Here is a 12,172-nt window from a genome sequence, read left to right as displayed (position 1 = left end):
AGCTTTTTTAGTTTTACTTCCCTTTTTTTCCAGTTAAAACTTAAGAGATCAAAGCATGGTTACAATGAGATTATGATTATCATATTGTAAATAACATTTCCCATGTTCAAAAAAAAAATACCGATCCATGTTTGAAATCGGCTAAGAAACTAAAAATATTGTTTTATGAAATTTGCTTCGTAAACTTTGTTGCTTTTAATCATATGAAGAAACAGCACATAATAAAATCTAGTGGCATCTTTTCTTCTAAGAATCGTACCTTTATATGATAAAACATTGTTACTAACAGGAAATTAGTTCATTAGCAACAATCCTTCAGAAAAAAGCCTTTATGAAAAATGCTTTCTAATTGTATTTAAAGCATGATCTTTTGCAATTAAGTTTCCATATTCCTCAAGACGATGAATTGTTACTCGTGATTCCTGTCCATACTCAAGAATAATACTTAACGTATTTTCGATTTCCTCATCACTAACCTCATCATCAAACTCTACATATACATAGTAATTTTGATCAAGTGAATATAGGTGATTCGTCATGCCTGCTAGTAACGAATACTTAGATAAAGAAATAACATTCTCAAAATCATTGAATTTAATTACAAATTGGAGCTGCTGCTCGATATCTTCTATCTGTTCGTCCTTTGAATCGCTTGATTTATTAAAATGATGGTCTAATAATGATTCAATATTTTCATCGACTGGTAGCTCTTTCAACTTTTCATCTGAAATAGGAAGCTCGAGCTTTTGTCCATCCTTTGAGACCTGTGCTTTTGTTACAATGACTTCAAGACCTTTATCTAGTGCTTGAACTTGAATCCAAAGTGGACCTTCTACCATGAACTCTTCCTCTTCATGAACTTCGTCCATCATTTCCCAGAATAATTCTTCACTTCGATCTCGGTTATACCAGATCTCTTCACGATCAAACCCACGCTCTTCTATATCCATATACGAAATATAAAATTTTACAGTATTATCGTTAATACGTTCGATTTCCATTTCTCAACCTTCCCTTCTGTATAAGATGTTGAAGGGCCAACCCCCCTCTAAAAGGTAGTTGTACTTTACTACACTTTACCCAAACTTGCAAAGATTTAATCAAGGATAAAGGTAGTATCAGCATCCCTAAAAAGTAGATCATCTGCTGAGTTTACTATAAAACCTTCAATTATGAAGTAATCTTGTACTCCTATTTTATGATAAAAAGTACGTAAATGAAATAAAAAAACTCTGAAATTATAAAAACAGTTGTTTTACCTATATGATTTTCCATCATAATATATAATTCTGCTCATATAATTGTACAAGCAGTGAAAAAGCTGAAAGAGGGTATAACTTTATGGAACAAGATTTTTTACTTTCACTTTTAATCATTATCGGAATTGATCTCGTACTTGGAGCAGATAATGCCGTCGTTATCGCTATGGCATGTCGTAATCTACCTGTTATTCAGCGAAACAAAGCCATTATTTTTGGTACTTTGCTTGCAATAGTTATTAGGATTCTAATAACATTAGTTGCCGTTTATTTATTGAATGTTCCTTTTTTACAGGTAATCGGAGGAGTATTCCTGCTATATATTGCTTTTCATTTAATTGTTGGTAAAGATGATGACTCCAGTAAAATAAAAAGTCATGCTTCATTATGGAAAGCAGTTCAGACAATCGTCATTGCTGATTTACTAATGGGATTTGACAACGTTGTTGCTGTAGCTGGAGCTGCACAGGGGCATATGCTACTTGTTGCAATAGGTTTATTCATCTCAATACCAATTATTATTTGGGGAAGTAAAATGATTCTTGTGTTATTAACAAAGTATCCAATTTTGATATATGTTGGAGGAGGTTTACTTGCATTCACCGCTGGTAAGATGATCGTCGAAGACCATAAACTTCAATCATTATTTGTATCACATCAAACATTAGCCTACAGTTTACCATTTGTCACGACAACATTTATTCTCTTAGCTGGTATCCTTTACCACCAACTATTTAATCTGCGAACAAATAAAAACTAAATTAAATATGAAAAAGGCAGACTCTTTTAGAATTTGCCTTTTCTATTTTATTTAATTAACCAAACGTTGAGCTTCTCTTAATTGATAAGTACGAACACGACGTGGTAGGAAACGACGAATTTCATCTTCGTTATAACCTACTTGAAGTCTTTTTTCATCGATAATAATAGGACGACGAAGTAGACCAGGGTTTTCTTGAATTAAGTTATATAAATCTTGTAAAGGTAATGTTTCTAAGTTTATATTTAACTTTTGGAAAATTTTCGAACGCGTTGAGATGATTTCATCAGTGCCATCTTCAGTCATTCTCAAAATTTCCTTTATCTCTTGAATTGTTAAAGGCTCAGAGAAGATATTACGTTCAGTATATGGGATGTCGTGTTCTTCTAACCAAGCTTTAGCTTTTCTACATGAAGTACAACTTGGTGACGTATATAGTGTTACCATTATCCTTCACTCCTCTAATTATAGAATGAGTTTTCATAAAGAAAAGTATATAAAATTGAAATTACTTTAAATAAGAAATCTCTAAATTGATTATACTATAAAAAAGTAAGTATGCATATAGATTTTATGTTAAAAGTATGACAAAACGATTACAATCCTAATTAATCTAAGTAAATTCCAACAATGACTATGCAGTCAATTTTTAGTCGAATTAGTCGAAAACAATAATAAAAAGGTATTATCTTGTCTTATCATTGTCAATTACAACCAACTATTCTCAATTAACTTAAATCTTTAAAAAGATCACTTTTGTTATCTCTATCATCAATTGTTAATACTTCATCAACTGATTGATATGAATCTCCATAAAGCTCTTTATCCTTAAATGTGTGGATGATCTCATATGTTTTTTTCATCGCATCATAAACCTGTTCTTCTGATTCGTCACTCGGTGCCCAATAAAGAATCTCCATTTTATTCACTTCATTTGTTGCAAGTGATCGACGTTCATATCCAATCGATGTAGCGTGCTTAAATCCTTCTCTTTGGTAAAATTTCAATCTTTTCTCTGAGTCTGTATCTTCATAATTAAAAGGTTCTACTTCTAAAATGATCGGTTTTTTCTTTTTCTTAAGCTTTTCAATTAATTTGTTTCCTAAACCTTCTCCTCTTGCATCTTTTGAAACAAAAATATAATCAATAAAAATAAAGTCATCAAGCTCGGCATACATTAATACATGATTTTTACCTTCATCTTTATGGTAAATGTCGCTTTTTTCTTTTAGTAAGGCTTCTATATGCTCTTTTGATTTCATTTCTTCTATGGGAAAATACTTACTTAGTTTTTCATACCAATTCATTGATCTGCTCCCTCTTATTGATTTCTTATACTATGTTCTCCCACAATTATGTATACCCTTCTTTTTTTGCTGTTAAACTTGGTAAATTTTTATTTCTTTATTTAACTGACAAAATTCTTAAGAATTAAAGTTATAGAAAGAAGGCACTGTTAAACTTTGTTACTGATTTCCGGTACAGAGATTCTCTTTGCCGGGAAAAATGTAGTTCGTTTTCCCTATCGGAGCCTCTGATGATGTACAATTTTGATCGTTTATGAATGGACAAAAATTACTCAATATCTTCTCTATCTAAATAATATTAATTTCAAAAGAACGCAGAACAATATTAAAGATTGTTACGTGATGTAGAACACGATCTAATATTTCCCATAGTGCTTTAATCTCGATAATAACCAGTCTTCTAGCTTTACCTTTTATATGTTCAATAAATTTCTTAACATTTATAGGGATTCAATATGTGAGGAACTTTTACTCGTGTTTTCATCCGCTTTGTTCTTCATCAGCTCTATGACGACCTTTTTCTCTTGCTTTCCTACCGCTTATGTCCGTCATCTGCTCTATGACGACCTTTTTCTCTTGCTTTCCTACCGCTTATGACTTTAATCTGCTCTATGACGACCTTTTTCTCTTGCTTTCCTACCGCTTATGTCTTTCATCTGCTCTATGACGACCTTTTTCTCTTGCTTTCCTACCGCTCATGTCCGTCATCGGCTCTATGACGACCTTTCTTTTTCTCTTGCTCTCCTCTCGCTCATGTCCTTCATCGCCTACATGCCGACCTTTACTCAGGAGGATTGCCCCGCTTTTAACTGCTCTAACCCAAAATCACAAAGTCCTAAAAATTAACCTTAAGCTCTAACATAACCCAAAAACAAAAAACGCTTGAAGTTGTATTCAAACGTTTTCTGTATATCTTCACTTTTAGATGTCTATAGTTAAACCTAATTAACAGGCGTGTAATCTACTCCAGTGGAATACGTATTTCCGGCATTCCATAATAAGAACTCATTTATTCCATGTTCATTTAAAGCTTTAATTTGTTCTTCTACTTCTTTCTTACCATAGACCTGATAATTTCCTTTACCTAAATAAGAAGCAGTAAAATCCTGTATCCATGGTCTGGATGTTGGTTTATTTTCAGTTTCTTTAAGTTTTTGATTTTCTAATTTTGCATATTCACTAATAAGCTTATATGGCTCTAGATCAGGTTTAGCGATGCCAAAGTATGAAGTCCAATGACTTGGATAAATCATAGACGAAATAACATCAACATGCTCAGAGATTTTCGAGAAATTTTGCCCTATGCCTGGTGCCTCTTTTAATGTAGCTGTATATCCAAATATATCTACGGAAACTTCTACTCCATATGGCTCTAGCTTATCTTTTGCATATGCAACAAAATCTGTCACAGCAGTTACACGTTTTTGTACATTGTCTTGCTTATCATCTCCGTATTTACCTTTATTATATGTAAGAGTATCATCTCGACGTTCAAAGCCTTCTGGAAACCGAACATAATCAAATTGAATTTCCTCAAACCCAAGTTTTGCTGCTTCTATCGCCAAGTTGACATTATAATCCCATACTTCTTTCATGAAAGGATTAACGAATGATTCTCCCCTACCGTTTTTCCATACTTTATTGCCTTCTTTAAATGACCATTCTGGTTTTTTATTTGCTAAAACAGTATCTTTAAATACAACAATTCTTGCTATAGGATAAATTTCTTTCTTTTCCATTTCCTTTAATATTTCTTTTGGATCTTTTATGTAGTTTTTACTAATATCAAAATATGGTGATGTTTTCTCTGGCATATAAGTTAAATTCCCAAAATCATCTTTCACATCAATGACCATTGCATTTAGTTCTGTGTTTTTAATCATATTTGTGAGCTTTTTGAATCTCTCTCCACCAGCAGAATGACCAGTAACATAAATTCCTCTTACCGCATCAGGGTATGTAAATGAATATCCTGAATCATAAACAAATCTAGGCATGGATTTCGGTATGTTTTTTGTTTGTAAACCTACGTTATGCATGACATGATTTTTACTATTCATGGATGACCCATTCGTGTCAGCTTCTACATTGGTAGAAATAAAAATTGAAGTAATCAGAAACATGATAACTATTATGTAACTTCGGCTTCGGATGTTTTTACTCTTCATTTGATCTCCCCCATTATTATTTCTATCTTAAGTATAAAGAAATAACCCTTGTGTTAATAGACAAAAATCAGTTTTTTCGCTTTATACAATTTAATATAGTATATGCAACATTCCCTTTGAAGATTAGGACAAAACATTTTATTTATTGGACATGTATAGCATATTTGCAGAATGTAATTTATATAACATCATCAAAAAAGTAAATGCAGCCTCTATATGGCACTTTGATACGCTAGACTCCAAAGTAACATCCACCCGAATTTTTTATCTATCCCATTCCTACCAATTAAATTAAAGATACCTTTTTTACTACAAACTCTTGTCTTTCTAACTTAACTAAGAGTAGCACCGCCAAACATTGTTGTTTCTATATCCTACAGTCATTTACTTTCCTGCGAAAAAAAACCAGTTAAAGTAATTATCCTTATGTTAGGTCTAGATCAAGTTGCGATTTGCACGTTGGGAAAAAAACCTTTTTTTCTTGGCTAGTTTAAAGCTTAATGTTGAATTTCAGTACAAACTTGGGTAACAGAAAAAAGACCAAATCATTTTGCGATTTGGTCGGCTTTATTTATTCACAATTACCTTCAGATAAGGCAATTACTTTGAATATTGTTTTTGGTATTGTTTAAACTCGGCTTCTGAACACATAACAAAATGTCCTGGCTTTACTTCTCTGAAGTCAACTTCATCATTTGGTTGATAATTGTGCTGACTTGGATCATACGTTTTTCTCACACGACTACGCTCATAATCTGGATCAGGAAGTGGGATAGCTGATAGTAATGACTGTGTGTATGGATGTATTGGGTTGTTATATAGTTCATTAGCATCTGCTAGCTCAACTAACTTTCCAAAATACATAACACCTATTCGATCACTAATATATTTTACCATCGAAAGATCATGGGCAATAAATAAATAAGTTAACCCTTTTTCACTTTGAAGTTTTTTCATTAAGTTAACAACTTGTGCTTGAATAGAAACATCAAGAGCAGAGATTGGCTCATCTGCAATAATGAACTCAGGTTCTACAGCAAGAGCTCGTGCAATCCCTATACGTTGACGTTGTCCACCACTAAATTCATGCGGATAACGATTTGCATGCTCACGGTTAAGCCCAACTGTTTCTAATAACTCATACACTTTTTCTAAACGTTCTTTTTTCGTTTTTGCTAATCCATGTATATCAATTCCTTCTGCAATAACATCAGAGATTTTCATACGTGGATTTAATGAAGCATATGGATCTTGGAAGATCATTTGCATTTTACGATTAAATGCTTTTAAATCAGATTTAGATTTTTTACCATGTACATTAACACCATCATAAATAACATCGCCACCTGTTGCATCATATAATCTGATTATTGTACGTCCAGTAGTAGATTTTCCACAACCTGACTCACCAACAAGTCCTAATGTCTCACCTTTATAAATATCAAATGAAATGTTATCAACTGCTCTTACTTCATTAGGTTTTCCAATATTAAAATGCTGCTTTAAATTTTTAATTTCTAGCAATTTTTCTTTTGACATTTTATTTTCCCTCCTTGTTTCCAGGGAATTGACGTCTACGACGTTTTACAGCTTCTGGTGGTTCTACATGTGGAGCATCAGGATGTAGTAACCAAGTAGCTGCGTAATGTGTTTCAGATACTTTATACATAGGTGGTTGTTTCTCATGATCAATTTTCATAGCAAATTCATTACGAGCAGCAAAAGCATCACCAGGTGGTGGGTTCAATAAATCAGGTGGTGTTCCTGGGATTGCATATAATTCTACATCGTCAGATTCTAGATCAGGCATAGAACTAATTAAGCCCCATGTATATGGGTGTTGTGGATTGTAAAATACATCATCAACAGTTCCAATTTCAACAATTTTCCCACCATACATAACAGCTACACGATCTGCTACGTTTGCCACAACTCCAAGATCATGAGTAATGAAAATAATTGATGTATCAATTTTCTTTTGTAAATCCTTCATTAACTCAAGTATTTGTGCTTGAATCGTAACATCCAAAGCAGTTGTTGGTTCATCTGCAATTAAAACCTTTGGGTTACATGCAAGTGCAATCGCAATAACAACCCTTTGTCTCATACCACCGGAAAACTGGTGAGGATATTGGTTAAAACGTGCTTCAGGCTGTGGTATACCAACTAGACGTAATAAGTCAATCGCACGATCTTTTGCTGCCGATTTACTTAAATTTTGATGTTTGATAATTGGTTCCATAATTTGCTTACCAATTTTCATTGTCGGGTTTAGAGATGTCATTGGATCCTGGAAAATCATTGAAATGTCTTTTCCTCGAATTTTCTGCATCGCCTTGTTATTTAGTTTTGCAAGATTCTTATCATCAAATAAAATCTCTCCAGCCTTTATCTCTGAATTAGATTCAGGTAAAAGGCGCATAATTGATTTAGTTGTTACAGATTTACCAGATCCAGACTCACCTACAATTGCAAGTGTTTCCCCTTTATATAAGTCGAAGTTTACGCCACGGATAGCCTGTACTTCTCCCCCAAAAGTATGAAACGAAATGTGTAAATCCTTCACTTCTAATATTTTTTCCATGATCTATTCACCTACCTTTTTAATCGCGCATTTTCGGATCAAGTGCATCACGAAGTCCATCAGCTATCATATTAAAACAAATCATTATTGTACTGATTATAATTGCTGGGAAAATCATTTGATAAGGATACAATCTTAATGTTTTAAAACCATCATCAATTAATGTACCTAAAGATGCTAAAGGATCTTTTAAACCTAAACCAATAAAGCTTAAAAACGCTTCGAAGAAAATAGCACTAGGTATAGTAAACATCGTATTAATTATGATGACACCTACTAAGTTAGGTAATAAGTGTTTTATTATAATTTTTTTATCATTAGCTCCAAGAGTTCTTGATGCTAAAACGAATTCTTGATTTTTATATTTTAGTACTTGACCACGTACAACACGTGCCATACCGACCCATCCGGTAATTGTTAAGGCTATTGTAATCGATATAATACCAGGCTCTAATATGATAATCATTAAGATAACGACTACCAAGTTTGGAATACCAACTAAGATCTCAATTACACGTTGCATAACTGTATCTACACGACCACCATAATAACCTGAAATCGCGCCATATGCTACACCGATAATCATATCTATAACTGCTGCTAAAAGAGCAATATATAATGAAACTTGAGTACCTTTCCAAACACGAGTAAAGATATCACGACCTAAACTATCAGTACCAAACCAATAATAAGAATCGGTTGCATTTTTTAATTCATAAGCATTATAAACTTCGCCATTCTTCTTCGTTAATGTTCCATCAAATGGAAGCCAAGAAATATCTTCTAGAGCTTCTACCCTTGGTGGTAGATTTGAATGCTTAGCATTTTGCTTCTTATAGTCATAATCGTTTAGAAAAGGTCCAACTAATGCAAGAATTGTTAATAGGAATAATACAACAATACTAACAATTGCTGCCTTGTTTTTCTTCACACGTAACCATGCATCTTGCCAGTAGTTTAAACTTGGCTTAGAAATTTTTTCACTTACTGAATTATCTATTTCAGCGGGTTGAAACAAGTCTTTTGAGATTTTCTCTTCTTGCTGTGACATTATTTTTTACCTCCCGCTAAACGAATTCTCGGATCAATTAATCCATATAACAAGTCTACAACTAAAACAACAAAGATAAATAAAGCTGCAAACAGAATGGTTGTACCCATGATAACTGGGTAATCATTAACATTGATTGATTTTACAAACTGTTCACCTAAACCAGGGATCCCAAAGATTTTTTCAATAACTAATGATCCTGTCATTAAGCTAACTGTTAGTGGACCTAATACAGTGATAACTGGAATTAATGCATTACGTAATGCATGTTTAAAAGCTACCTCGAATCCACTAGCACCTTTTGCTCTTGCTAATGTAATATAATCAGAACCTAAAACTTCAATCATTTCTGTTCTCATAAATCGAGCTGCAATTGAAATCGGGAACATCGCTAATGCAATAGTAGGTAGGATCGTATATTCTGGTCCTCTCCAGAAGGCAACAGGTAACCAACCTAACTTAACTCCAATATAATATTGAAGAAGTCCTGCAAAAACGAATGATGGAATTGATTTACCTATTACAGCAATAAATGTGGTTGAATAATCCACCCAAGTATTTTGCCTTAGTGCTCCAATTACACCTAAAATTATTCCAAGTATTGTTCCAAAGAACATGGCTTGGAAACCAAGTACTGCTGAGGGACCAATACGATCCATAAGTATATCTGTTACACTTGCGTTGTTAAACTGAAAGGATACCCCTAAGTCACCTTTGGCTAAATTAACCATATAGGTTAGATATTGAATTGGCACAGGCTCATCCAAACCATACTTGTCTTTCATGATGGTTACCTGCTCTGGTGACAGTTTACTTATGTTTGTGAAAGGCGTACCAGGGATTAATTTCATGAGGAAAAAAGTAAACGTGGCTATTAATATTAAAGTAAGTAGCATATAAATGATACGCTGTGAAATATACTTAACCATTTGAAAAGCACCTCCTAAAAACTAAATTTTCTCCATTGTTCGACAATTCTGTTACAAGGGAAAAAGAGAGTATATCTCCTATACTCTCTTCAACCGGTTAAATTATACCGACTTTTGGCCAATCCGTAAACTATAAAGATTATCCAATACCTTATTAAAAATAGAAGATAAACGGAAATCTGCATAAACTGGACAATTCATCGTTATGAATCATAACGATAAATTGTCCGATTATGTTGGGATTAATTATTTAATTGTTACCCATTTATAGCTGTACTCAGGACCAATGAAGTGATATGTGAAACCTTCTACTTTATCAGCAACCAATACGTTAGATGAACGTTGGTAAACTGGTGCTAAAGCAGCATCTTCTTCAAGTAGAATTTTTTCTGCTTGTTGTAATGCTTCGAAACGCTTAGCGTTATCATCAGCAAATGTGTATTGAGCATCTTCTAACAATTTGTCATATTGCTCATTAGAGTAAGCCATTTTGTTGTTTCCGCCATCTGTGATCCAAAGATCAGAGAATGAGATTGGATCTTGGTAATCAGGACCCCAACCAGCGAATTGTAAATCATAATCCATTTTAACGTCACGATCTAAACGTACGCTGAATGGTACAGATTGAACATCAACTGTTAAACCTTTAAGATTTGTTTCTAATTGGTTTTTAATGTAAGAATCTGTTTTCTTAGAAGTTTCAGTGTCACCACCAAGGTAAACTAATTCAACAGAATCTGTACCTAATTCTTTAAGTCCAGCTTCCCAGAATTTTTTAGCTTCTTCTAAGTTATACTCTAACATATCTCCATTAGCTTCACGGAAATCTTTACCGCTTGGATCAGTTACGAAGTTTTTCGGTACTGAATAGTTAGCAGGAACAGATCCATTATTTAAGATGCTGTCAGTTAAATCTTGTTTATTAAATGCAGTCGCAATCGCACGACGAATATTTTCGTTAGCTAATGCTTCATTTTGTTGATTCATTTTAATCCAGAAAATTGTAGGCTCTAACCATTTAACCATGTTAGGGTCACCTTCATATTGTGGAACGATATCAGATGCAAGCTTACCAGTGATATCAGCTTCACCAGTTTCGTATGCATTTGCTGATGCTTGTGGATCTTTAAGTACGTTAAATTGAATGTTTTCTAAAGCTACAGCTTCAGCATCCCAATACTCAGTGTTTTTCTCCATTGTCCATTCAGTTGCAGTGTTACCTTCCCAAGCTGTAAGAACAAATGGTCCATTGTATACTAAGTTATCTGCAGATGAAGCATATTTGTCGCCTTTTTCCTCAACAAACTTTTTGTTTTGAGGGTAGAAAGTTCCAAATGCCATTAATGATTCAAAATATGGAATTGGTTTTTCTAAAGTAATTTCTAAAGTCTTTTCATCTTTAGCAACAACACCTAAAGTGTTAAGATCATATTCTTTCTTATCAGCAGCTAATTTTGTGATTTCTTTTGCTCCCTTAATTTTCCCTTCCATCATGTAAGGACCATAAGGAGAAGCAGTTGCTGGGTCAATCGCACGTTGCCATGCAAATACGAAGTCTTCTGCTGTAACAGGGTCTCCGTTAGACCATTTAGCATCTTTTAATTTCACAGTATATACTAATCCATCTTCGCTTACTTCAGGTTCTCCATCAGCCATACCAGGAACTGCTTCTTGGTTTTGATCTAAACGGTATAAACCTTCCATTACGTTAGCTAATGCTGTAAAACTTGCTGAATCTTGCGCCATAACGCTATCCATAGATGGAATTTCAGATGTTTCTAATACTTTTAATTCTTGTGGTACTGATTCTGCAGCAGTATCGCCACCTTCATCAGTTGTAGTTTCATCACCACCGCCATTACATGCTGCTAAGAACATGCTAAGCACTAATGATAAAGCTAAAAGTAGAAATAATTTCGACTTTTTCACAAGTAGACCTCCCTTTTTTTTATACATGTTGTTTTTCTTACAAGGCTTATTATACAAGTATTCAAACAATTGTGCATTTATTTTTTTAATAAAATTTACACAAATGCAATAATATTAAAGAAATCATCATGAAAAATAGTTCTAAAGTCCTATTAGTTTCGTTAGAATTTTCTCATAATTTTTGG

The 12,172-nt window shown here is 33.5% G+C and carries 10 protein-coding genes; 1 reads left to right on the top strand and 9 read right to left on the bottom strand.

From position 1 onward, the window contains the following. Nucleotides 1–329: 329 nt before the first annotated feature. Complete coding sequence (gene mecA, locus LC076_RS18620) at nt 330–1,001, bottom strand: adaptor protein MecA (protein ID WP_226670591.1); 672 nt, start codon at nt 999–1,001, stop codon at nt 330–332. A 340-nt stretch (nt 1,002–1,341) separates the two neighbouring features. On the opposite strand from mecA, the gene LC076_RS18615 reads away from it, so the two are divergent. After that, a complete protein-coding gene (locus tag LC076_RS18615; RefSeq protein WP_226670590.1) occupies nt 1,342–2,019 on the top strand; it encodes a TerC family protein in 678 nt (225 codons plus the stop codon). Nucleotides 2,020–2,070: 51 nt separating this feature from the next. Here LC076_RS18615 and spxA read toward each other — a convergent pair whose 3' ends face one another. The 8 genes from spxA to LC076_RS18575 all read right to left on the bottom strand — a co-directional run bounded on the left by spxA (nt 2,071) and on the right by LC076_RS18575 (nt 11,987). Further along, complete coding sequence (gene spxA, locus LC076_RS18610) at nt 2,071–2,466, bottom strand: transcriptional regulator SpxA (RefSeq protein WP_226670589.1); 396 nt, start codon at nt 2,464–2,466, stop codon at nt 2,071–2,073. 281 nt (nt 2,467–2,747) lie between these two features. Beyond that, nucleotides 2,748–3,326 (bottom strand): GNAT family N-acetyltransferase, encoded by a 579-nt coding sequence (locus LC076_RS18605; RefSeq protein ID WP_226670588.1) that lies wholly within the window; start codon nt 3,324–3,326, stop codon nt 2,748–2,750. 941 nt (nt 3,327–4,267) lie between these two features. Further along, nucleotides 4,268–5,494: a putative glycoside hydrolase gene (locus LC076_RS18600; protein ID WP_226670587.1), complete on the bottom strand. Its 1,227-nt coding sequence runs from the start codon at nt 5,492–5,494 to the stop codon at nt 4,268–4,270. A gap of 600 nt (nt 5,495–6,094) precedes the next feature. After that, nucleotides 6,095–7,033, bottom strand: coding sequence for an ABC transporter ATP-binding protein (locus tag LC076_RS18595; protein WP_226670586.1), 939 nt, complete (start codon nt 7,031–7,033; stop codon nt 6,095–6,097). A 1-nt stretch (nt 7,034) separates the two neighbouring features. Continuing rightward, nucleotides 7,035–8,078 (bottom strand): ABC transporter ATP-binding protein, encoded by a 1,044-nt coding sequence (locus tag LC076_RS18590; RefSeq protein ID WP_226670585.1) that lies wholly within the window; start codon nt 8,076–8,078, stop codon nt 7,035–7,037. A gap of 19 nt (nt 8,079–8,097) precedes the next feature. Continuing rightward, the gene (gene opp3C / locus LC076_RS18585; RefSeq protein WP_226670584.1) at nt 8,098–9,129 is read right to left on the bottom strand and encodes an oligopeptide ABC transporter permease; all 1,032 of its coding nucleotides are present in this window, start codon (nt 9,127–9,129) and stop codon (nt 8,098–8,100) included. Further along, nucleotides 9,129–10,058, bottom strand: coding sequence for an oligopeptide ABC transporter permease (gene opp3b / locus LC076_RS18580; protein WP_226670583.1), 930 nt, complete (start codon nt 10,056–10,058; stop codon nt 9,129–9,131). The genes opp3C and opp3b overlap by 1 nt, the downstream gene beginning before the upstream one ends. Nucleotides 10,059–10,304: 246 nt before the next feature. After that, nucleotides 10,305–11,987: a peptide ABC transporter substrate-binding protein gene (locus LC076_RS18575; RefSeq protein ID WP_226670582.1), complete on the bottom strand. Its 1,683-nt coding sequence runs from the start codon at nt 11,985–11,987 to the stop codon at nt 10,305–10,307. Between the last annotated feature and the right edge of the window lie 185 nt (nt 11,988–12,172).

Source organism: Metabacillus litoralis (assembly GCF_020524045.1).
GTDB lineage: Bacteria > Bacillota > Bacilli > Bacillales > Bacillaceae > Metabacillus > Metabacillus litoralis_C.
Note: the sequence above shows the minus strand (reverse complement) of the source record. Positions and strands in the feature narration are given on the sequence as shown.

What these genes read in the sequence shown, in the direction of transcription:
- LC076_RS18600 (WP_226670587.1), bottom strand. Translation starts at nt 5,494, where the DNA reads ATGAAGAGTAAAAACATCCGAAGCCGAAGTTACATAATAGTTATCATG.
- mecA (WP_226670591.1), bottom strand. Translation starts at nt 1,001, where the DNA reads ATGGAAATCGAACGTATTAACGATAATACTGTAAAATTTTATATTTCG.
- opp3C (WP_226670584.1), bottom strand. Translation starts at nt 9,129, where the DNA reads ATGTCACAGCAAGAAGAGAAAATCTCAAAAGACTTGTTTCAACCCGCT.
- opp3b (WP_226670583.1), bottom strand. Translation starts at nt 10,058, where the DNA reads ATGGTTAAGTATATTTCACAGCGTATCATTTATATGCTACTTACTTTA.
- LC076_RS18605 (WP_226670588.1), bottom strand. Translation starts at nt 3,326, where the DNA reads ATGAATTGGTATGAAAAACTAAGTAAGTATTTTCCCATAGAAGAAATG.
- LC076_RS18590 (WP_226670585.1), bottom strand. Translation starts at nt 8,078, where the DNA reads ATGGAAAAAATATTAGAAGTGAAGGATTTACACATTTCGTTTCATACT.
- spxA (WP_226670589.1), bottom strand. Translation starts at nt 2,466, where the DNA reads ATGGTAACACTATATACGTCACCAAGTTGTACTTCATGTAGAAAAGCT.
- LC076_RS18595 (WP_226670586.1), bottom strand. Translation starts at nt 7,033, where the DNA reads ATGTCAAAAGAAAAATTGCTAGAAATTAAAAATTTAAAGCAGCATTTT.
- LC076_RS18615 (WP_226670590.1), top strand. Translation starts at nt 1,342, where the DNA reads ATGGAACAAGATTTTTTACTTTCACTTTTAATCATTATCGGAATTGAT.